Source organism: Halopseudomonas sp. SMJS2 (genome assembly GCF_029866945.1).
GTDB lineage: Bacteria > Pseudomonadota > Gammaproteobacteria > Pseudomonadales > Pseudomonadaceae > Halopseudomonas > Halopseudomonas bauzanensis.
Genome location: NZ_CP123446.1, coordinates 70287 through 90802 on the forward strand (window position 1 = coordinate 70287; position 20516 = coordinate 90802).

A 20516-nucleotide genomic window follows, 5' to 3' on the forward strand; every position below is an offset into this window, starting at 1 on the left:
GGTCAATCTCCAACAGGGGTAGGTAAGAAAAAGACGCCGTCGGGTATCGCGGTCTGATACTTGAGGCGCTTTTGCTCGGGGACGAGAAGAACTCGTAGGGTTTCTTCCACCGGCACGAGGGAGGCAGTCATCCGATTGATGTCGAGCCCAGGGAAGGAATAGGTGGCCTGAGCTTTATTCAGCTCTGACTTGGCCGCAGCCAGTGCCATTGAGGCGTTCGAGATGTGCTCGATTGCGATCTGGTAGCGCTCGTCGCGCTGATCAATGACGTAGCTGTCTGCTGCATGCGTCAAAAAGGACGCTGTTGCCAAGCAAAAGCCACAGAAATAACGATTGGGATGAGTGAGCATAAAAATCTCCTTTCCCTAATAGTGGAAAGGAGTGCCCCTTTTTCGGCCCTTTTTTCGGCGGCCTCTAAAAATAAATTACCCGGCCGGAGCCGGGTGGAAGGTCTGGAAGCTACCTGGAGGCAAACATTGATGCAACCCAGCGACGGGTGCGGTGGAACATCGAAAGAACTACGCGTGCAAGAAAGCCGAACAGCTGAACCGTTATGAGAGACATCACAATTTGGATGTACATCAGGATTGTTCGGAAAACGCCTGTAATAATGCCGCTCGTTAGCTGCCGTGTTGGCGGAAGTGCCAATCCCACAATCAGTATCACCACAGTAATCCCCACGTAGGCAGGCCAGCCTATGCGTTGGACATGAAACTCAACGATGTTGATAAACCAAGTGAGTATGTCGCCGAGGTTATAGTCCCAGTTGCGCAAACGGTCTATCCAGTTCATTGCTTTCTCCGAGTATTTTCATTCGCATGCGAATCGTTTAGCGCCGATTAACGGCTCATCATTTTCTCATTCTTCTTGTTGAATGCTTCCCATGCATTCACTCCAGAGCGGCCCCTCCGGTGGCGCCGGACAAGAGTCATATCTTTGAAGTGAGGCGTGCCAAAGGTGTTGCGTACCATCGGTAGCCGGACGCGATAAGTACCGCTCTTGGCCACGACTATGGCATCACCCTGGTCGAGCGTTGAGAAGTCCTCGGGCTGAATAAGCTCCTCACGGGTGGCTTTGTATCCGGAGCTAAAGCTTTCGCCCTCACTGTCCTGTGTCATCACTCCGGAATCCTCCGATCCATAGCTCTGGCCCATGCTCAGCCCGGATGTTTCCTGCATGAAGCGCCTGACCACGGTGCCGGCAAGCTTGACTGCGAACTCACGTGTTTTTGCGTCCCTGATATCGCAGTAGACGTGGGTCCAGCAGTTGCCGAGGACCATCTCAACGAAAGCCGGAGAGATGTTTTCCAGAAATCCCACGCCCTGGAAGGCGATGATGATAGGTACGTTGGCTGAGCGGGCGAGCTGAAAGAGCTGGACTTGTTGCTCATCCATGAAACTTGGGTACTCATCGAAGATGGCCGGGCACATCATTAACGGCTTTGACTTCTCCAGCTGAATTTCGCCGATGGCCCGGGCAAGATCACTGATAAACAGTTTGCCAAACAGCGATACGCCATCCTTGTCCGCCAGTGATGACATGGACAGCACTACCACCTGGTTATTGAGGATCGCCTCCTTCAAATCAACATCGGGGCTGTACGTGTTAACGATCCGCGAATATTCGGAGTGTGCAAAAGCACTCAGCTTTGCAATCAGACCCTGCAGGAGGGTCTTGAAGAGTTTGTAGTTCCATACCTCCTGCTCGTCATCCCTCCAGTAGCGCAGATAGCTGAACAGCCACTCTCGGCCATCTGCGTGCGCGGTTGAGTCCCCCTTGTTAATTCTGTTGATATACCCAAGCAGTAGATCGAAGTCGCTCAGGCAGGCAATGATGTCCTTGATGTGAAAGGCGGGCGCGCCTGGTTGCAGCTTCATCGTCAGGATTGCTGCTGTCAGGGTGAAGCGCGCAACGTCTGTCCAGAACTCTTCTTTGGAGTTGGCCTGCAGCTTCATAGCGGTTGAAATCGTGGCTCGAACTCCGCCTGAGAAAAACGGATTGTAGGTGTGGGAGATTTCAGGGAACTCGAAGTTAATAAGTCTGAATTCATCGAGGCGGTTGGCTTTCTTCATCATCGAATACAGAGCGCCAGACAGATCAGAATCCGACTTTGCTTCTACCAGAATGAGTCCTGCACCCTTTTTGATCTGCTGCTGCATGATGGCAATCAGGAGCTCGGTTTTACCCGTTCCTGTCGCGGCAAGAAGCGCTACGTGCCGCGTCATGATGTCGTCTTGGAGCATAAACGGGATCATCGAGGGGTAGGCCTCCACGAGGCTCTGGCGAATCCCGTCTGCTGTTACTGTGCCGTTGAGGTTGTTCAATACATCGATGCGATCCTTCCATTCAGTCCACGGCATGGCTTTACCCATGAAGGTTGAGCGCCTGAAGTCACAGTCTGGGATTTCATCCTCTACATAGCTGGTATCCCATACCAGTGCGTTGCTGGACTGCGCGATACGCTTTTCGACGCCAAGGCAAAATGCTGCAGCTGCTGCAGCGCAAATGACAGACAGTGGTAGAGGAGCAAAAGGTACGGCCGCGCCCACAAGTGCAAGGCTGATAGCTATTTTCTGCTTTTTCTTAAGATCGGCAATTTCTACCTTCTGAGCCTCAAGTCGTGCTGATCTAATCGACATCGATCGTTATCCATTGTGGAAGTTTTGAGCGGGCACGCACGCCAGGACGGTCAGAGAGGCCAGTGCCGAGGTCTTCAATTTCCCCAACGATGACCAGCGATTTACGTGCGCTGTTGAGCAGTGTGCTAATGAGCTCCTGGGTGATCAGGTTGTGGTGTTCCTTTAGCGCCACAAGAACAACGTACTCATAGATCCGGCCCCGGACGAACTTGGGCGTCATGACGGCCGCAGGGAACACATCAATCCTTTGGGTCAGGTCGACTGCAACTTCGCCCCGGTTGCGGGAGTCAAGCGCCAGACGGTTGAACGTGACCTCCGTCGGGGTGAATACAGAGAAGGCCGGGTGCTTAGCACTGGTGATCGGCTGCCGGATTACCACCGGTAAGCCCGTAACGTACTCTCGTGCCTGGAAGCTCCCAGTCTCATACCCGCCCAGGATTCGCTCAGAAAGATGAGGCTTGAGCCACTGGTAAACATCATCGGCGGGGCTGAGAGCCTTCTGAGCTGGGGTAACTATCTGGATGTCGTGCAGCGGATCTATATCGCTCGCTTTAGCCAGACCCACCACCATCTCCGGAAGCACGGCCGGGATGTGGTCTCGCTCAATCTTGAACCATGACAGCCAGTCTGTCGGATCAAACACGTCTAAATCCGGGGTTAGGGTACCAGCCCAAACCTGACGGTGAACATTGCGTAGATCGCTATCCTGCGGGAGCCAAAATGATCCCTGAAAGCACCTGATATCCTTGATCTTGACCATTTCTGCGAAGGGCTGACCTACCGTCAGGGACGGCATGTCCTTTGGGCACCCGAACATGTAGAGGCGTGCAGTCTGCGGAGCGGCGTGCATAATGCATGTCATCTCCTCGATGCCGATTGAGTCGGCGCCGATCAACACAATGACTTCGGCCGTAACCGGGCTGGCTTCACCTTGACCCGGTATGCCGGTGTCTGGATCAAGGCCAATCATCTCTGCGTAGGTGAACACTACAGCGTCTTCGCCCAAGTGCTTGATCACCTCGTCGACCATTTCGCAGGTGTAAGCCATGAATATGGTGTCTGTGCCGAAGCCCCTGAGAATGTAGTCCAGAGCCGTAGTTATGGTCAGCTGGTCCTGTACCGTTTCACTCTGCACTAGCGCAAACCGCTCCTGCAGGAGAGAACATAAGCCGGCGATCAACGGCTTCGAGGCTGTGGCCTTTAGCTTCATTGGCTTGATCAGTTTGAGACCCATCTCTTCGCTGGGCTCAATGTCGTCCAGCTCCTCGTTGTCGAACTGTGACCATTCAACGCCAAGGCTTATGAGCTCGTGTTCAGCTTTGTGCAATGATGCTAACTGAACCCGGCTATCTGCCACCTTGACAAAACCGCAGTCGACCAACTCTTTCACCCCATCGCCAATTAACGGCTGAATCACCTGACGGGTCAGTGAGAGCAGCCGCATGCAGGCCTCGATCAGTGGCTTGCCTTCCACGTAGCTGTGCCCGAGCCATGCCTCCTTTCGGAGTGTGGCCACGACAGCTCCCTTGACCGCCGAGACAGAATCGTTCGGTACGCCAAGGCGCCTGGCAAGGTTGATCGCCGAAGTGAAGAGCATGTCGTCGAACTGGACGTACAGCAGATAGGGGTCTTCTTTGATGCGCGCGTTGAGATCGACGTTGTAGCCCAGGGTGCGCTGCAGCTTGCTCAGCTTGTTCGGCGAGATGCCCTCGATGTCTACCTTTGCGAGCGCCAGCTTGTCCGAACGAAGTTCATTCCACCCTTTGCGCAGCTTTTCAATGTCACTATCGGGGATATCAACATCAAATAGACGTTCTGGAGAGCGTTCGAGCACGTCTATGCTGTTTTCGCCGAAATACTGCACCAATTTGACCGTAGAGCTACGCGAAGCCCCTGTGAGCGACGACAGGTAGCCTGCCAATGAAGTAAGCGACCTGGGTGGCATTGAGGTGAACTGGCTTACATCGAAGTCGCCCCCTGGCACATCCGGGCTACGCTCACCATAAAGAATGAAGTCCTCGAACAAGATCGAATGGCCAAAGTTTCCGGTTGCATGAAATACCGAAGCATCCTCCCGGCGAAATAGACCGATCATCCATGGGCCGGTGGGGGACCGGAAGAGCACATCGACAAGCGTTGCTTCTTCACGGAGGAGGGCGGCATCGCAGGGAACTGCAGAAGCGTTGGACTCAGGCATGCTTTGCTCGCAGCCTCCCGCTGGTGACCAGGCGCTCGGTACTGTGGATTCGGCTGTACGCTTTGACCAGTAGCCGTGTCGCCTCGTCAAGTACGGCAGAAGGATTGCTCACTTTGTCCGGATGCTTTCGCAATAAGCACACAAGAAGATCAAAGTCGGCCAGCAGCTCAACGGATGGGACCAAGTATCGTGAGTAGGCGCGATCCGGGGCTAATGCGCTAACGCCTTTGTACCCCTCAAATACACCATCGATCTGCGTGAACATGAACGGACGCAGCATCCGCAAGATCTTAGTGTGGGCTGATTCGACATGTAGCATGACCTGAGTGGCCACGCTCTTCTGCATGCCGTGTTCATCAGAGGACATGATCAGCTTGCTACCCTTCGCCAAAAACACAGGCATAAGAGGTCGCTTGGTACTGGTGTCATTGAGGTCGTGATCGAGGAAGGCCTTTGCTTCCTGCGAATGTATCAACTGCTGCATTGGCTGTTTCTCCATTAGGCAACCTAATAGTGCGCAGCAGTGCCCCTAAATCGAGGCGATTTCACTAATCCTGTGAAAAAAGTTCAAATCGCTTATCCATTGCTCCAGAATCTGCAGGGTATGAGGGCATAGATACTCAAAAACGAAAAAGGCCTCGCGTCATGCGAGGCCTTTTTAATTCTGCTTAAATCAGGCGTTCACTGCATCCTTCAATCCCTTGCCAGCCTTGAAAGCAGGCACCGTAGACGCGGAGATGGTGATTGCTTCGCCGGTCTTGGGGTTGCGGCCGGTGCGCTCGGCGCGCTGTTTAACCGAAAAAGTGCCAAAGCCAACCAGAGAAACATCGTTGCCGGCCTTAAGCTCGTCACTGATGGTTGAGATGAACGCGTCCAAGGTGCGACCGGCTGCGTCCTTGCTGACATCAGCCGCAGCGGAAATTGCATCAATCAGTTCTTTTTTATTCATGAGGTACCTCAAATCGGGTGGGTTGAGCGCTACGGGAGAAATTATAACGACTGGCCGTGCGGTTCCAACTCAAACAGCGTGCAGTTTCGGCTAGAATAGGAGGGGGAATACCTGCGAGCCGAAGTGGCCGGCTAAAAACGCAACGACCCACATCTTGGTGTCAGGGTTTATCCCGGCCGACGGGTTCATCTTCATAATATTGATGACCCAACATCCAATGAGAAAAGCGCCGGCAAAAGTGATACTTTGGTTGCTGATCAGCTTTTCAATGAGCGGACTGCTTTCTGTAGCTCGTGGGAAGGTCGAGCCAATTGCCCACACGATGACCATCAACAGCGCCCCGCTGATGGCGAGCACGAGCTTGCTCATGCGCAGTGGGCCAACTGCTACAGATTGGGCCCGAGGACTTAATTCATACTCATTCATGATTGCGCCTCACATTAAAGCCATAGGCCTGGTCAAGCCTTCCGCCAGATCCATCGAGCGTTTCAAGCATTCAGGCATCATCGCCCCTCGAGATGCAAGCTGCTGTGCTTCCACCGTCCGGCCCAATGCCTTGTAGAAAATCTCACGGATCTGGGCCTCAGTAAAGCAGTTCTCTACATCACAAGGCACGGGCATAAGCAGCCCGTTGCTGTAAATACGGTGGACGTAATACTCCGATTCTGTCCCGGTTTGGCGCGATACCTGGAAGGAGATCATATCGAGCAAGGAATGGCTCCAGCCGCCATAGGCCTCTTCGAGCTGTTCAGCATTGGGTGCCACAGTGGTGAAATCCATGTTTTTCTCCATGTCATTAGTCGTCACACCATAACGTCAACTGGCGCCCATTCAACGTCTGAAAATGACCCCCTTTGTGGTTGTACATCGATAGATCATCGTTATCCTGAATGCTTCCGTACCGGCATAAAGAGGCCACTGTGACCGATCAAGAACTGTTATTGCAGCCTGAAGAAAGCTACATGGATGATGGTCAGCTTGCTTACTTTCAACGCGTCCTAGGGGACAACAAAGCGTTGATAACGAGCAGGCTCCAGAGTTACCACTCCACCTTGAAAGACTCGATCCGCGAGGCAGATTTCACCGACCTTGCATCCAATGAGGAACACCGATCAATAAGCCTTGCAATGATGAACCGTGACCGCGAGGAGCTTAAGCGAATTGATTCCGCCCTGGAGCGGATCAAAGAAGGCGAATACGGATATTGTGAACAAACGGGTGAGCCCATCGGGCTGCGACGGCTGCTGGTCAATCCGACAACGAAACTCTCCGTCGAATCAATGCGAGTGGTCGAAGCGCAAGGCCGGCACCGGGTATGAGGGCATGCCTTTACCGGCTGACCAGTATTTCCAGTTCTGCTACGAATGTTAAAGGAATCCACAATGCATACCTCTAACCTAGAGCACGAATCGATCAAAGATGAGCGTAATCGTTATTTCATTCTGGAAGCATCAAGCAATCTCTTTACCTACGGCCTGCACCCCAATCCAAGGGCTCTGGCTCTTGAGGGGACGCCAGATGAGCGGACCGCCTTTGTTCGCAAAGCCAAGCTTCGCGTTCTAGCTGCAGCGCTAACACTGTTAGCGCTTGTTGGCATCCCTTGGGCACAAACAGTAAAGGCTCCAATCGCAGCTAGTGATCCGATTATCGGTACGGCAGGCAGCGTCATTTCTATCGTGCTCAACGAATCAACGTTCTCTACAACCACAACCGTCTCCACGGATGAGGGAGTTTTCCAAGTTAAAGGCGCTGTTACCGCCTCTATTGGGAATCAGGCCAAAGTGAAGTCATGGAGCACAGGAAGCGTTAAGCACAAGGCGCTGTGCATCAACTCCGATTTCAAACCTGATTGCTACAACTTGCGCTGACTGCTCAGGTGTTAGTGGAAAACAGATGGAAATCTCCGTATTGCATTTAACCGGCAGGGCAGGAACCGGCAAAACGACACTGCTGCAATAGTTCAGTAGTAAAAATCCAGGTTCGATCCATATCCTAACGCCAGAGAAGGCTGGACGGCACTTGAACCCTCTGCTGCCGATTGCGATAACTACGCTGCTATTGCGATTGATGGCGATACTTCGTGGGATCGTGCGTCGGTTGCGGAAGGTGTAGCTTCGCTTGAGCCATATGCTGAACAATGCGGAAGAAGCTAATTATTGTTTCGCAAGACCAACAAGACCTGGAACCTTGCGGGATTGTTCTAAGCACAACCCCTGTAATGATGAGCCTTGAATGCAGGCAGGAGAGGCTGAGCTTGTCATTCGATGGACAGTACCTCACTTTTTCAACTAGCCCGGCCAACTGATCTGATCACGGAAACCAGCGCATTCTGGATGCTGTGCCAGAGGCGTATCGCAACTGTGACGGTCTACAGCAAACTATCAGTCGACTCTACCGACAGGCCGGGATCAAAGGTGGCGCGGATGCTTGCCGCAAGCGGCGATTGTGGACACTGTACAAACGGTCCTGGGCCACCAATGCCTTAACACCATCAAGCAGTATTAGACCTCGCAGGCTGTTCAAGGGGCTCGAAGGATATTGAATCCCAGCCAGTACCGCTCCATTCGACGGCAGGCTGACGACCATTGGCCTCAGGTACCAACGGGTTCGATCTGCCGCGTACATGCTCAAATCGCAGTGCGGTTTCAAAATCATGATCCAGGACATCTGCACTGCCGGAGCTGTGTGCAGCAACCAGATCAACAAACAAATCGGCAAACGATATAGGCGTGGAGGGTAGTGCTAGCCATGTGTGTGAGTCATCGAAGAAAATCTTGCCGAAAATGGATACCGTTACTTCCTCACCCGTATCGTGGTGATTAAGCGCCCTGACCAGTGGTTTGCTGTGCATCAGTAGAACCTTCGTTCCGAGTGCTTCCTGGCGCATCATCATGGCGCGGGTAGCAATTTCATCAAGCTCGTCGTGACGAAGATTCGGGTTTGAGGAAAACGGAGCACAGAACACCGCCACCTTGCCAACCTCTGGATCGGCCAGGTGTCCTATAAGGTTGACGGGTACCACCTCTGCGATAACTGGATCAGCCATGTCCGTAGGCGTAAATTGCCAACCGAGGTGGTGGAACAGCGCGGCGTATACCTCAGGCCGCGTAAACTCTTGCAGCCTGTCGCTGCACTCTCGCGTATCCCAGAGCATTGAGCGGTTGAGCTTGTCGAGGATGGCCATCTCTTCATTGAGCTGTTTCACACTGGGCCGATCAGGTCCGAGATAAACCTCTGAGCGCTCCATATCCATAAGATGAAACTCGTGGCCACCGACCGGGTTGTTCCAAGCTATCGTATTGGCGGATCGAGGATGAATACCAAATTCATGGACCATGATGGCTCGTTGGGCTGCGATGAACTGGATTCGTGAAAGCGTATCCAGAGACTTGAGATCGACCAGGCCATCAACATTGCCGCTGGCCAGAGCGCGGCCGGACTCCCAGCTCGCCCAGTTTGCGAGTTTTGAGAACAGCGGCTTGGCGATATTTTTCAGGTCGGGAGAGAAGTGGATCAGACACGTCACCCAGCTGTCCGCGTACCCTGGCTCAGGGACAATTAGGGTTTGACCTTCACGAACGAGCAAGCTGGATTTCACGTCACTCAAAACACTACTCCTGATAGGGGGCTGCAGAGAAATCACCTTAACCCGAACCCCAAACATTTCAACTAAAGGCCGCGTAAAAACACCGGGTTTGGGTGTGAATACAGGTCTGCTTCGTTAGAATCTTCACATAAGCGAAATTAGAGATTGCAACGATGAATATCACAATGCGAACCGGAACGACTAAAAGTCATACCCCAGGAGAAGGGTACGGCTTTATCGCTGGTAGCGATGGGCGTGAGTACTACTTTGCAGCCAACTCAGTGCTCGATGGCGCTGCTGGCGCAGTCATGGTCGGTATGACTGTGTGCTTAAAGCCCAACGCAATATCAAAAGGCGTGCGGGAAGTAGAGGTTTTGAATTTGATCCCTGTGTTCCGAAAGCGCACAGCATCAACGCTGGGGGAGGTGACGTGAGGAAAAAGAACAAAGGATTCGCTGCTTTGAAGGCGAAGGCTGCATCAAATGGGATAAGCGACCAGGGCCGTTCGGCCTGGTTTCGCTTCTCGGGTCTGCAGTTCTACAGGCTTAACGGCGGGGAATGGGCTGTCAGTGTCTTGCTCGCGCTAATGGTTGCTGGACTGATCGCCTATGTTGCCGGCCCGACCGCCAGCGCCCTGGTAATCACCAGTGCGGACTTTTTGATGATTTTTGGCTTTGCCGCGATGAGTTACAGCATTACTCGTTCTAGTGACTATGAAAAGTCGGCAAAGCGTTTCAAAACCATTGCAATACTCGTACTCATAATCGTCCACTTCGTCATACAGATTGCATCCTGGCCCGCCTGAGCTATGCAGATGTTGCATAGCCCCGGTGGATTCGCTTGGCAGCCATTTCCATCAAGCTAACCTCCGCTCTTTGCGCCTCACCTTTCAGGTCCAAAAATATATCCTCTGGCAAGTGCGAGGCCAAAGCTGATTCGGCATACGAATTCAAATCAGGCGCGCTATTTTCTACCGCAGCGCCGGCATACAGGCATCCGTTGATAATTCGATTCATGCTGACGCCAGTTCGCAGCGATGCCTCTTTGATATTTGCATGCAGCGCAACAGGAAGGCGTAGGGTAAACCGGGAGTGTGATTCTTCGGGTGCCGGCATCGTATAGTCGAATCGGTCAATAGCGTTGAGGCTTTGCTCAAGCAAGGCAATGCATTGCCCGTGTTCGCTGAGACGCGTGGTGCCTACAAGTATCCTGATCTCGTCTCGAACAGTCCCGGGCATTCGTAACAGGTAGTTGATCCGCGTCTCTCGACCGTTGCTATTGCCCATTCTGAAACTCCTGGTTGGCGATAAGGCCAATATACGTGGGCGAATAATTTCTGCGACCCAAACGGGTGTCAAAAACCGATGGCGTGCGGCAATTTATTGACCTGGCCTGTCGGACTGACGTGTATCGCTGTCATTCAACCGTTCAAAAATGAGCATCCACTCAGTGCGTTATGCCTCAGAAATGAACAAAGAAGGTTTGGTCGCGGTGTGAGAGGGCACTGCAGGAGCAGACCTGTCGTACGGTTAAGATCGTGGATGGTATGGTTAAGCTACCGGGTCTAATGCAGCGAGACTGGAACAACCCAAGGGAAACGGATCACCCCCTATTCCACCAAAAAGTTGTTGTTACGCCTGAGGTCGAAGGTCCTACACGCCTTAGCAGTGACGCGACATGCAAAATCGACCTGGTTGAACGTTTGCCTGGCTTAGGGCCAGCGGCGGTGTCCTAGTGTAGGAAACGGTACGCCACTTTTCGCATGGCGAGGGGTGCTTCGGCTCACGATACTAAGCTGAAGTTAACCAAACTAATGCTGAAAACTCTGGAGCTACATAAACATGACATTCATAAACTCATTCAAAGATTTCTTTATTGACATTGCATCCGACGCAGCTGACTCCGTAGGAGATATTGGCCGCTCAACGGTCGGCATAGTGAAAAAGCATCCTGGTAAAATTGCCTTCGTATGCGTGGCCACCGTTGCAACCGGTGGGGCTGCTACCATCTTCGCTGGTCCGATCGCCGCAACTATTGGCGGAACAGGGCTACTGGGCGCTACGGCCTCAGGCACCTCTATAAGCACACTTGCTGGCGCTGCTCTGACCAAGGCCTCACTAGCTGCGCTGGGAGGCGGTTCGCTCGCCGCCGGTGGCGGAGGGATGGCGGCAGGCGTAACTGCTGTTACTGTCACCGGCACGGCCGTTGGCGCCACCGCAAGCACCGGGGCAGCAGTTGTTGCATCTAAGATGGCAAGGAAGGAGGGGAATTAAGATGCCTCGAATCAGTAAGGCGCATAAAGCTGGGTTAGATCTCGTTGACCAGATTGCATTCAACGAACTGGTGGTCTATCAGGGCATGACCGATATAGAGCGCCAGCAGCTAGGCACGATTATATCCCGAGTGACCGAGATGGCTGAGAGCAAATATCAGGGGCGTGAGGCCGAGATTATTAAGCACTCAGCTTTCGCCCTTTTGGCAATCGCACTGAGTAACACCGGCGAGGAAATCAGAAATGCCATCGCCCTGGACTTTCCTCCACTGGACCTTCCCAAACAAACGATAGATCAGATCCATAGCCATATCAGGACTGTCCAGATGGCTACGATGCTGGTATCTACCGAGAAATGGATTGGCTTCGATGGAAGCTATGCATGCGAGATCGTCGATAGCCTTCAGAATGAGTTTACTGATTACTCTGCTTTGGTAAGACGCGACCTAGTGATGCGATGCTTTGTCATGGAGTTCGCAGAAGCGTCAGTAAAGACCTATTGCTGGCTGACGGTCTGCGGTGTGCTGCCGGTGACAAAGAATGACCCCACCCGGATAAAGGGTGACCTGGATAAAACAATCGCGCTGAGGCTTGCCCTTATGTGCGACTACGAGATGATCATCCAATTCTTGAAGGCTTCGGCTAGCGAGACTAGTGGTACCGAGGTTCTGGCTCGCAAGCACAAAAAGCTCGATTTGAAAGAGTCCACCCTTGACCGGCTTCTCGATGTCCAGAATGTGTTTCAGAGGTCATGGAGCCGGTCCAGCCTACGCAATACCATACCGCTGATCTGTGAAGATGACCTGATGAACACTGAGAGAATGGGCAAGTTCTTCGACATGTGGGGCGCGCGCAAGGCGAGGTTTCGAACGCATCCTGGCAATCTCGCAAGCTGGCTCAGCTTTTTGGGCGCTACCATGGTTGAGATGCACCTACCCGTTGAACGAATAAAACAGGAGGTAGAAAACAAGAGGGCTGCGGCAGCCAATGAGAATGCAAAAAGGGTCATGCGGTCTGTTTTCAACGCTGCAGACAATGCCGGCACTATTACCGAAAGAGTGCAAAACCATCTGTTGAAGGAATATGGATTGCAGATCAACGCCGACACGCTATATCGCGGTCATGCCATGTTGTGCAAATCAACCCTCTACCTTCTGCAGTTCCACTGCGAGATAGCTAGAGGCGCGGGGGTGGCCTTTTCTCCAGTTCAAGATGATCCCTTTTACCTTAGCGCATTTGTGCATTCGGATAAGCTGCCGTCGAAAAAAGCGTGAGCACGCTGAATCGCAAACATGTAGATGCCCTTTCACACATGACTTCGAAGCGCCCCGGTATGGCTCGGTAACCGCGAACGGAGAACCTTCCGCCAGTCTGCGGGTATTGAGTAGAGGAGTTCGGAGGAGGGGACAGACACTTCAGCTTTACAATTGCTTGCGGCGATCGCAGCCAACAGCCTCGTCACAAGCCTCCAGATAATCCGAATCCGCCTTGGGAGTGTTCCGGATCGAAAATCTCATGACAGTGCACCGAGCTGAAGACCATTCCTCACCGACTAGGGCTATCTGCAGCTCCTGAACATTCTCTTTGTAGGTAGGTTGGCAGTAGCGGCTCACCCCAGGGCGCTCTATGAGCTTTCGCTAGTTGAGCGCCTTCACGCTATTCGCCAGCGCGAACCTGACGCCGTGCGGAGGTATGAGTGCCGCTTAATCACCAGCGACAGCCCCGGCCCTGGCCGTAAGTACCTGGTAATAAAACCCCGGCCGAGGGTCAAGATTGTGGTTGGTGTCCTGATAGCTGGCCGCACCAGACTTGCATAGTACGATCGCAAAGGTCCTTTTGTCTTGGATCAGCCGGGCTTCGTGCCATTTTTGCACTGCGGGCACAATAGTCCCTTTGAGGGACTGGCCAGGGCATGGGCGTAGCCGCAATAAGGACAGCGAATTTCTGTGCTACCTGCCATATTTTTTCCTATTTATGACCAATCTGGATGGTTCGAATCAATCAGTGCCTTGCTAGGAACAATCATTTCCTTGCCAGAGTCGATCCTGACGACGATCCAGTTGCCGCGACCACCATAGTCGGTGGCTGAGACTGTACGAACAAGGTTGCCGCTCTTGACAAATCGATACGTCGAATCCGCTTTAATTTCCATGTGGTTACCCCTTACTTTTGGAATAGTGTCTACCAAGTCCTTTTCTTCCCAGCTCTCAGATCACACACCCCCCACAGGGAAAAGACCACTCCTAGAGCACCACCCGGCACTAGCACCATATAAAATTCGGTGCGCAGATCGGGACCTGCGTATGGATAAGTCCAGATGGCAAGCGCAGCGGCTAGTGAAATAATCAGGCAGGTAAGCCCCCCCAGAGCATGGCTGGCTAGGTTCGTGCGCCGAGCAACGTGCTCAAGTTTGTACATGTGATTTCCCTTGTTCAGTTTGCACCAGGGTCTTCGCCCCTGCTCACCGCAATGGCTGAGCTGTCTTATTCAGGGCTTCTTACTTCAGTTTGAGTTCATACCATTCATACCCTTTCTGAGTGAGTTGAGGGAATGTGTACTGTAAGCCGAGAGCCACCGTGTCAGCCCCGCTGTGTATCACTTTACCTCAACCAATGGTCCCCAACACGTACCGGGCCCGCATGAATGATGGGCAAGGCAGGCAAACGATCGACGGCCGTAAACTTAAAGCACGCGATTCAGTTGTGACAGAACCACGACTCGTTACACTTATTGCTGGTTCCTTGTGGCATGTAATGACAACACTCACAACGGTCTGCGTGTTTGAGTCGATAGGGTACTATGAGCATTACTGAAGAAATGTATGAAGGCTTAGAAGATCAGTGGAGTGACTATTGCTCTCCTGACTCTATTTTAACGCGTATACAATCCTCTCTATCACACATATCCATTGGCATGGAAAATACAGATGAACAAGATGACGACCAAGGTGTTCGCACTACCAGCTGACGCTGAGAATCGCATGGCATTTTTGAATGGCGTAAAGGCACTGGCCGAGAAACATGGTGTAGATGAAATCGGTGGCTCACTTTTCGATGAGCTTAGCTACGTAGAGATGATAGAGAAGGAGCTTGCCGAACACATTTCCTCGGACGGCGTGGAAGACTTGCGACAAGAATACGAAAAGGCTAAGAAATGAAGACCACATGACGAGCAATCCTGTATCGGAAGTTGAGCCGATAGCCGCCCCGACCCACGCTGTAGTTGCCCGCTGCGCCCAGGTGCTTCCAGATTTTGGCAGCTACGTGCGAGGCGTAGTTTCCATACGTTCTGGTGAGTTTTCCCCGGGACTGAGGAGCTGGATTCTTCTGATAGCTTGGTTGCTGATACTCTCGCCGTGGCCGCTGCGTTGTCTGAACCGGTAGATGAGCCGGTACCACCTGAATTCGACATCACCCTGACAGTCCAGTCAGTTAAGTCCTCCGCTTGGCGATTCATCAACTAATGCGAAGCGATCAAAGCTCACAATCGTGGAAAGGCCCATTAGCCGACCGTGAGGAGGCAGTAAGACTATCTGAAGGCATGGTCGCTGATGCTGAAGAGTCAGCTTCAAGTCACACAGAGCCCGATTGGTGCGCGCAGGGGAGGAGGGCAAGAATAGAGGTGCATGACGAGAACAAGTGAAGCTTCTCCGGTTCCCGATGCAACCTCGGCTTGGGCGGACTGTCAGTTAGCTAGATAGCCGGCGCCGATCAAACCGGCAGAAGTGCAAAGCCTAAGGACGAATGCATCATGCTGCTTGTGCTGAATCAGCCTGGTAGCCGCGCACTCAACCCAGCCGGCAGCAGCTTGGTATACCATCATAGGCGGGGAGGAGTGGCCATCCCGCATCCCCACATTTTCCCTGCAAACTCACACGCTGCCCACGCGCATTGCCATACCACGCCCACCACCTATACCATCATAGGTAGGGGTACCTGTAATCTAGGACCATGAACCCCTTGCAAACCCTCCCCTAACCAACATCTTTTCTTAATTTTTTATTTTTCTTTTCCCGCTTCTTTTCCTACGCCGCACAAAGACATATTGCCAGCCGGGAGCAAAGTAAAAGAGGGTTAATCAGAGCAGGGCGGTCCAGGCATATGGCGAATTGCCGAGACCCCCCTCCTATGATGGTATAGATTGTCACCTATGTTAGGGATTCGTGTGGGCGTGGGGTGGCTAGAATAGGTATCGAGCTGGCGGGAGTACGGGCGGCGGCGGGGGGAGTGGCTTGCTATGATGGTATAGGCCGTGGTGGAGTGTACGCCGGCATGCACCTGGTCGAGTTGGTCTCCAGTGGTCATCGATGCCGGCGCCGATGATGTTCGACAAAGCCCATAATTCGATCAATTGGCTATAAAGCCTCAATCCCAAGACCGGCACCGCTACGATAAAGCTGGGAAGCGTTGTAATGGCCTGAGGAGATTAGCCTCACACCCAACCCAGTGGCTGTACATGACGTCGAACTCCGCCAGCGCAGCTGGGTGATTAAGCTTGGCGGCGCGTTTGTAATATGCCAGATCCTGGTCTATGTCCTATTCATGGCGCTGCACATGGCGACGTTGCCTTATCAAACTTGGCCTGATAACCGATACGCTGCAGCAGCCGGCCGTAACCGGTCCTGAAACACCAGGCCAACCTTGATCGCATATACTGATCGGAAAACAGCGCGTGCCTCGTAAAGTCCCTTATTCTCGGACCGCGATAAACCGCTCCACAGCCATGACCCCGATCGCCTGGAGCAGCAGCTTGTGCATGACCACCCACATGAAAATCTGACCCATCTCACGCCTCGACTCTTCATTGACTGACCAGAAGATAACGGCGGGCGTCCAGATAACCACTCGGGGGAGGGTTGTCATTTATGACACCTATTTCAAGGTAATATGGTTACTCCTTTCCGTATTACCGGAGTGACCTGATGTCTTTTGCTGAAGGTGCGATGCTATTCGCTATTGGTGCCCATGGAGCGAACAACCAGGTGCGCAAGTACACCGGGGAACCGTACTGGATACACCTTCAGGAGGTGGCATCTCTGGTCAAGCAGCATGGCGGCTCTGAAGCGGCTGTAGCGGCCGCGTGGCTGCACGACGTGCGTGAAGACACTTCAATAACTAGTGCGACCATCGAACTGTTGTTTGGTGAGACTGTGGCGCGGCTAGTGGACGGTGTTACCGACATCTCCAAGCTCGAAGATGGTACGCGAGCTGTACGCAAGCGCCTTGATCGAGAACACCTTGCACGCCAGTGCGATGTCTGCAAAACCATCAAGCTGTGCGACGTCATCTCTAACACGAAAACGATCCATCAGCTTGATCCAGAGTTTGCACGGATCTACCTGAAGGAAAAATTATCGCTGCTTGACGCACTTCGCGGTGGCAATCAGGAACTCTGGCTGCAGGCCTACCTGCAAGTGAGTAGTCACCTTGAGGAGATTGCGCTGACTGATTCAGCAGAACCGGCGCAACGGGCAGCTTCTGCGTAATAATGTCCGGCTGAATCATCATCACTGTCGATCACCTTCAGCCCTGGGAATAGCCATTCGTCCAGTGCCTCGCACACCCACCACATCCGATGTCGCAAAACTGTGCACTCTCTCGGGGCATGCTGTGCCAATACTGACAAAGGATTTTGCTACAATCGGCATTTGAGCGAGATAATTGATCAGGCATATAGCGCTGTGCCATCATCCGTCCAAGATCTTGCACTGTGATACGGAGATGCGCCGGTAGCGCTAGGATGTAGCGACGTCGTTTTCTGAATTTCACCTGGCCCGTCAGGTATGCGGGATCTTCGCGGGCCCTGCATTGGAGTATCCGGATTCGTCGTGGGGGCAGATTTTGTCACTGATGGATAGCAAGTAGTTAGATGCCGATAGCAAGTTCGGCCAGAAGGGTATGCATGACGAGGAAGGGAAAAGGGAAAAAGGGTGGTGTACAGCCCTCTCCGAACGGAGAAATAGATAGATCGGTGCGAGAGCAAAACCGATTCCTTAACTATTGCCTCAACAATGACGTAGAAATCACCCTGTACCTTGAGTCCGGCACACAGTTTATTGGCTACATCGTATCTTTCGATCTGAAGGCCATCCTCCTTGGGGCCAAAAATGCCAACAAGCCGAGTCGGCTTATCCAGAAGTCCTACATTTCCCTAGTGAGACCGAACACTCCGATCGAGCTGTTTATTGAATATCGGGGGATGGGTACAGCACGCCAGCGTAAGCGAGCAAAACGCTGCCAAGATCATGATTGAAATGCAGAAGGACAAGGGCGGCAGTACCGCCCTATATTATTGCGTGGAGTTAACTGTGCGTGCCCTGGATGAAAAGGTTAAGTCTGGCTAGCGAGATTCGCGGCATCCCATCCAGCGAGTAAGGCTGGGCAGACCTTTGAATGATCGCGTTATTTGCGGCCGCTTCGTCAAAGGGCTGAATCTGGTCCTGAAAAACAATATCGTGATCGTATGCGAGCTTACAAAGCTGACGCCGGCTAATGTGGGTTTTCCGCAGTGCATCGGCCTGGGTGTGAGTTTTAGCCATCTCGATGAGACTGCTCACAAACCTGTTGGAGCCTTCCCACAATGCTTTTTTGGACCGTAGGTCCTGAAGGGGGGAGAGCTGAATACCATCGGGTCCGGGGGAAGGCTGGATGGGGGGGAGCATGCTGGCAAGAGTTTCCTCTCTGATGTGGGATATTTCCCGGCGGCAACGACGCATTTCAGAAGGAGATCTACCATCTGCGGAAGCAAACGTTATTGCATGCAGCTCGCCGTAAGCCTTCATAGCGTTGGTCGGCATAACGAATGCTCGAGCAACTTCTTTAGCTGTAAATCGCTGTGCAAGATTTCTTATCTGAAGATCCCGCTCTGGTTGACTGTTATTCGTCAATGAACCAGCCGCAGACTCAGAAATGAGTACCGATCCCATAACCCCCCCCCAAAAAACCTAGCTTGTCTGATTCACTAGGGGGAGTTCCCTGACGCCAATCTCAAACCCGTCCAGCGCAGCTCTGCGCATCCTTGAAAACGCTCAAAGTGACTTGGGTATTATGAGATCGTCCGTCCTCCCCCTGTGGGCGGCTGACCGTGCCCGAAGCATCTGCCAGACCTTTATTATTCCGACTTTGCGGATCGGAGTGATAGTACCGAGCTATCATTGACATGCCAAGAATTTTTTTTGTCGGAACTCAATCGACGCATTGTTTCACAATGTCATAAGACATACAGATGGCGGGAACAGAGTATCAAAATGACTTAGGGGAGTCCTTCAAAGCCCCACAATCCGCCTGAGGACGGGCCAATCCGAGTCATTCCTGTCTGAGCGAGACGCATGCAGTCTGTGTCTTACTGCTCTGGCTCGACTGTTAAAATTCGACCATTGTCTATATCTATGGGCAACGAAGATGATGCAGAACTTGTCAGCGAACCGCCCATAGCCAAAGACCCGTAATTGAATTTCGCTGGCACGTATCTAGCCGCATTCGCTAGGTTTGACCAACCAACATGCTTCATGATCGCGTGGATGTCCCACCCCATGTCCACAGCCCATTTTGCGAAGCCGTGGCGCATTGAGTGGGTGCTCAGGTGAATCTCAAGGCCCGAGTCCTTGGCCATGGCATTGAGCAAGGGGCCGAGGCTTTTGGTGTAAATGCCCTGGGCTCCCACGTTGCCCCAACGATCAATCTTCCTGAATACCGGGCCGACCGGATATCTGATTCGCTGATCCAGTCCAGGTATGCTTCAACAGGACAAAGGATTCTCAGTGCGGGGGCATCAAAGGTTTGTCCTTCAGCGATGGCATCGGTTTTGGAATGGCCGAGGTAAATCTCTAACCGCTCACCTCGATATACCTTGGTATGTTCCGCGCGGACCCGGGTGAGCTCATCACTCCGAAACCCTCGCCAAAAGCCCAGAAGAAGAAGTGCGCGATTTCGAAGGTGACGCAGAAGTGCTGGCCTGTCGCCTTTATCCCTTGCTACCAGGATATTGCTCTCCAAGGTCAGAACCATCTTTTGGAGATGATCAAAGGGTAACGGCGTAGCCTGGCGCGGGGGTCCTTGATGCTCTCTCGCAATCCCCTTCATCACCTTTCGGACTTCAGAGCCCTTGGTTGGATCGCTGAATCCATGCTCTCTATGCCAGTGCGCGAGACCCGCCAGCCTCAGCTTGAGGGTACTGACCGCAAGCTTCATAGAATAATGAGCAAGATACCGGACGATCGAAGACTCCGACGCCGGAAGTAGACCTCCCCATTCAATGCGAAAGTGGTCGACGGCCCTGGCATAAGCAGCTGCTGTGTTCGCTGGAGTCGCGGCCGCAATGTAGCGTGCAGCCTTCTCTCCGCTTGATTGCTCAACAGCTTGGGGATATGAACCTTTCGAGCTCTGTACCCCGGCTATAGACTGCAGGGATCGGTGTGTCGGTCCAGTCATTTCGCTTCCGGTTCAAAAAGGGGTAGGGCTGACCACCGCGCCGGCCCAAATAGGTCTACCTTACACAGCCTTGAAGTAGGACAACACAGTGACAGTTTCCAGTTTGTAGCGCTTTCCTTTCTCGTTTTCAACGATCCAAGGAAGCTTAGTGCTGCGTGGTTTATACGCAACCAGCTTACACGTCCCGACCCCTTGAATCTGTGAGGATTTAGTCAAATCCAGCCCATGCATACCTGCATAGCTTTCAAGCAAAACCTGTTCACTGGATTTTGCTCCTTTGGGAAGCACCTTAATAGTAAAAGTCAGCTCTTGGGGAGTGCCCGACATGGAAATGGTTCCATGTCAACATCCTGGGAGGGGAAGGAACCGAGGTGGGCACTGAGCATTTCCTTTACTGCTGAAGCACTGGCATTGGTGAAGCACTGAGTCATTGGGCTACCTCCG

General features: G+C 52.8%; 22 protein-coding genes. 8 read left to right on the plus strand and 14 right to left on the minus strand.

The annotated features are described in order from the left end of the window. Positions 1-2: 2 nt before the first annotated feature. The 8 genes from QAO71_RS17315 to QAO71_RS17350 form a co-directional block, all read right to left on the minus strand. Positions 3-350: a hypothetical protein gene (locus QAO71_RS17315; RefSeq protein WP_280165909.1), complete on the minus strand. Its 348-nt coding sequence runs from the start codon at positions 348-350 to the stop codon at positions 3-5. A 109-nt stretch (positions 351-459) separates the two neighbouring features. Next, a complete protein-coding gene (locus QAO71_RS17320; protein WP_280165910.1) occupies positions 460-792 on the minus strand; it encodes a hypothetical protein in 333 nt (110 codons plus the stop codon). 47 nt (positions 793-839) lie between these two features. After that, positions 840-2639 carry a DUF87 domain-containing protein gene (locus QAO71_RS17325; RefSeq protein ID WP_280165911.1) on the minus strand — a complete coding sequence of 600 codons (1800 nt, stop codon included), beginning with the start codon at positions 2637-2639 and terminating at the stop codon, positions 840-842. Further along, positions 2629-4836 carry an ATP-dependent RecD-like DNA helicase gene (locus tag QAO71_RS17330; RefSeq protein WP_280165912.1) on the minus strand — a complete coding sequence of 736 codons (2208 nt, stop codon included), beginning with the start codon at positions 4834-4836 and terminating at the stop codon, positions 2629-2631. Before QAO71_RS17330 ends, QAO71_RS17325 begins: the two co-directional genes overlap by 11 nt. Beyond that, positions 4829-5320: a hypothetical protein gene (locus QAO71_RS17335; protein WP_280165913.1), complete on the minus strand. Its 492-nt coding sequence runs from the start codon at positions 5318-5320 to the stop codon at positions 4829-4831. The genes QAO71_RS17330 and QAO71_RS17335 overlap by 8 nt, the downstream gene beginning before the upstream one ends. A 189-nt stretch (positions 5321-5509) precedes the next feature. Then, positions 5510-5785 (minus strand): HU family DNA-binding protein, encoded by a 276-nt coding sequence (locus QAO71_RS17340; protein WP_280165914.1) that lies wholly within the window; start codon positions 5783-5785, stop codon positions 5510-5512. A gap of 90 nt (positions 5786-5875) precedes the next feature. After that, positions 5876-6211: a hypothetical protein gene (locus tag QAO71_RS17345; RefSeq protein WP_280165915.1), complete on the minus strand. Its 336-nt coding sequence runs from the start codon at positions 6209-6211 to the stop codon at positions 5876-5878. Between the two features lie 9 nt (positions 6212-6220). Then, positions 6221-6565, minus strand: a complete 345-nt coding sequence (locus tag QAO71_RS17350) for a hypothetical protein (protein WP_280165916.1) — start codon at positions 6563-6565, stop codon at positions 6221-6223. Positions 6566-6705: 140 nt separating this feature from the next. On the opposite strand from QAO71_RS17350, the gene QAO71_RS17355 reads away from it, so the two are divergent. Together QAO71_RS17355 and QAO71_RS17360 are read left to right on the plus strand one after the other, a co-directional pair. Further along, positions 6706-7104 carry a TraR/DksA family transcriptional regulator gene (locus tag QAO71_RS17355; protein ID WP_280165917.1) on the plus strand — a complete coding sequence of 133 codons (399 nt, stop codon included), beginning with the start codon at positions 6706-6708 and terminating at the stop codon, positions 7102-7104. 63 nt (positions 7105-7167) lie between these two features. Further along, a complete protein-coding gene (locus tag QAO71_RS17360) occupies positions 7168-7653 on the plus strand; it encodes a hypothetical protein (protein WP_280165918.1) in 486 nt (161 codons plus the stop codon). Positions 7654-8276: 623 nt separating this feature from the next. Here the strand turns inward: QAO71_RS17360 and QAO71_RS17365 are convergent. Then, on the minus strand, positions 8277-9392 hold the full coding sequence (locus tag QAO71_RS17365; protein WP_280165919.1) for a hypothetical protein: 1116 nt from the start codon (positions 9390-9392) through the stop codon (positions 8277-8279). Positions 9393-9544: 152 nt separating this feature from the next. Here QAO71_RS17365 and QAO71_RS17370 point away from each other — a divergent pair, with 152 nt between their 5' ends. Next, the gene (locus QAO71_RS17370) at positions 9545-9805 is read left to right on the plus strand and encodes a hypothetical protein (protein WP_280165920.1); all 261 of its coding nucleotides are present in this window, start codon (positions 9545-9547) and stop codon (positions 9803-9805) included. Continuing rightward, a complete protein-coding gene (locus tag QAO71_RS17375) occupies positions 9802-10176 on the plus strand; it encodes a hypothetical protein (RefSeq protein WP_280165921.1) in 375 nt (124 codons plus the stop codon). The genes QAO71_RS17370 and QAO71_RS17375 overlap by 4 nt, the downstream gene beginning before the upstream one ends. A 1-nt stretch (position 10177) precedes the next feature. On the opposite strand, the gene QAO71_RS17380 is transcribed toward QAO71_RS17375, so the two are convergent. Continuing rightward, positions 10178-10657, minus strand: a complete 480-nt coding sequence (locus QAO71_RS17380) for a hypothetical protein (RefSeq protein ID WP_280165922.1) — start codon at positions 10655-10657, stop codon at positions 10178-10180. 555 nt (positions 10658-11212) lie between these two features. On the opposite strand from QAO71_RS17380, the gene QAO71_RS17385 reads away from it, so the two are divergent. Beyond that, the gene (locus QAO71_RS17385; RefSeq protein WP_280165923.1) at positions 11213-11644 is read left to right on the plus strand and encodes a hypothetical protein; all 432 of its coding nucleotides are present in this window, start codon (positions 11213-11215) and stop codon (positions 11642-11644) included. Position 11645: 1 nt separating this feature from the next. Then, positions 11646-12917: a hypothetical protein gene (locus tag QAO71_RS17390; protein ID WP_280165924.1), complete on the plus strand. Its 1272-nt coding sequence runs from the start codon at positions 11646-11648 to the stop codon at positions 12915-12917. A gap of 698 nt (positions 12918-13615) precedes the next feature. Here QAO71_RS17390 and QAO71_RS17395 read toward each other — a convergent pair. Further along, positions 13616-13795: a hypothetical protein gene (locus tag QAO71_RS17395; protein WP_280165925.1), complete on the minus strand. Its 180-nt coding sequence runs from the start codon at positions 13793-13795 to the stop codon at positions 13616-13618. A 774-nt stretch (positions 13796-14569) separates the two neighbouring features. Between QAO71_RS17395 and QAO71_RS17400 the strand changes: the two genes are divergently transcribed. Beyond that, positions 14570-14800, plus strand: coding sequence for a hypothetical protein (locus QAO71_RS17400; RefSeq protein WP_280165926.1), 231 nt, complete (start codon positions 14570-14572; stop codon positions 14798-14800). Positions 14801-16331: 1531 nt separating this feature from the next. Here QAO71_RS17400 and QAO71_RS17405 read toward each other — a convergent pair. Beyond that, positions 16332-16505, minus strand: coding sequence for a hypothetical protein (locus QAO71_RS17405; RefSeq protein WP_280165927.1), 174 nt, complete (start codon positions 16503-16505; stop codon positions 16332-16334). 59 nt (positions 16506-16564) lie between these two features. On the opposite strand from QAO71_RS17405, the gene QAO71_RS17410 reads away from it, so the two are divergent. Then, positions 16565-17128, plus strand: coding sequence for an HD domain-containing protein (locus tag QAO71_RS17410; protein ID WP_280165928.1), 564 nt, complete (start codon positions 16565-16567; stop codon positions 17126-17128). Positions 17129-17944: 816 nt separating this feature from the next. Here the strand turns inward: QAO71_RS17410 and QAO71_RS17415 are convergent. Both QAO71_RS17415 and QAO71_RS17420 read right to left on the minus strand, forming a co-directional pair. Beyond that, complete coding sequence (locus QAO71_RS17415) at positions 17945-18568, minus strand: hypothetical protein (RefSeq protein WP_280165929.1); 624 nt, start codon at positions 18566-18568, stop codon at positions 17945-17947. 1564 nt (positions 18569-20132) lie between these two features. Then, on the minus strand, positions 20133-20399 hold the full coding sequence (locus tag QAO71_RS17420; protein WP_280165930.1) for a hypothetical protein: 267 nt from the start codon (positions 20397-20399) through the stop codon (positions 20133-20135). Positions 20400-20516: the final 117 nt, after the last annotated feature.

Excerpts from the sequence above, each read along its gene's own strand:
- QAO71_RS17315 (WP_280165909.1), bottom strand. The coding sequence starts at position 350 with ATGCTCACTCATCCCAATCGTTATTTCTGTGGCTTTTGCTTGGCAACA.
- QAO71_RS17320 (WP_280165910.1), bottom strand. The coding sequence starts at position 792 with ATGAACTGGATAGACCGTTTGCGCAACTGGGACTATAACCTCGGCGAC.
- QAO71_RS17325 (WP_280165911.1), bottom strand. The coding sequence starts at position 2,639 with ATGTCGATTAGATCAGCACGACTTGAGGCTCAGAAGGTAGAAATTGCC.
- QAO71_RS17330 (WP_280165912.1), bottom strand. The coding sequence starts at position 4,836 with ATGCCTGAGTCCAACGCTTCTGCAGTTCCCTGCGATGCCGCCCTCCTC.
- QAO71_RS17335 (WP_280165913.1), bottom strand. The coding sequence starts at position 5,320 with ATGCAGCAGTTGATACATTCGCAGGAAGCAAAGGCCTTCCTCGATCAC.
- QAO71_RS17340 (WP_280165914.1), bottom strand. The coding sequence starts at position 5,785 with ATGAATAAAAAAGAACTGATTGATGCAATTTCCGCTGCGGCTGATGTC.
- QAO71_RS17345 (WP_280165915.1), bottom strand. The coding sequence starts at position 6,211 with ATGAATGAGTATGAATTAAGTCCTCGGGCCCAATCTGTAGCAGTTGGC.
- QAO71_RS17350 (WP_280165916.1), bottom strand. The coding sequence starts at position 6,565 with ATGGATTTCACCACTGTGGCACCCAATGCTGAACAGCTCGAAGAGGCC.
- QAO71_RS17360 (WP_280165918.1), top strand. The coding sequence starts at position 7,168 with ATGCATACCTCTAACCTAGAGCACGAATCGATCAAAGATGAGCGTAAT.
- QAO71_RS17370 (WP_280165920.1), top strand. The coding sequence starts at position 9,545 with ATGAATATCACAATGCGAACCGGAACGACTAAAAGTCATACCCCAGGA.
- QAO71_RS17380 (WP_280165922.1), bottom strand. The coding sequence starts at position 10,657 with ATGGGCAATAGCAACGGTCGAGAGACGCGGATCAACTACCTGTTACGA.
- QAO71_RS17385 (WP_280165923.1), top strand. The coding sequence starts at position 11,213 with ATGACATTCATAAACTCATTCAAAGATTTCTTTATTGACATTGCATCC.
- QAO71_RS17390 (WP_280165924.1), top strand. The coding sequence starts at position 11,646 with ATGCCTCGAATCAGTAAGGCGCATAAAGCTGGGTTAGATCTCGTTGAC.
- QAO71_RS17395 (WP_280165925.1), bottom strand. The coding sequence starts at position 13,795 with ATGGAAATTAAAGCGGATTCGACGTATCGATTTGTCAAGAGCGGCAAC.
- QAO71_RS17400 (WP_280165926.1), top strand. The coding sequence starts at position 14,570 with ATGAACAAGATGACGACCAAGGTGTTCGCACTACCAGCTGACGCTGAG.
- QAO71_RS17405 (WP_280165927.1), bottom strand. The coding sequence starts at position 16,505 with ATGACAACCCTCCCCCGAGTGGTTATCTGGACGCCCGCCGTTATCTTC.
- QAO71_RS17410 (WP_280165928.1), top strand. The coding sequence starts at position 16,565 with ATGTCTTTTGCTGAAGGTGCGATGCTATTCGCTATTGGTGCCCATGGA.
- QAO71_RS17415 (WP_280165929.1), bottom strand. The coding sequence starts at position 18,568 with ATGGGATCGGTACTCATTTCTGAGTCTGCGGCTGGTTCATTGACGAAT.
- QAO71_RS17420 (WP_280165930.1), bottom strand. The coding sequence starts at position 20,399 with ATGTCGGGCACTCCCCAAGAGCTGACTTTTACTATTAAGGTGCTTCCC.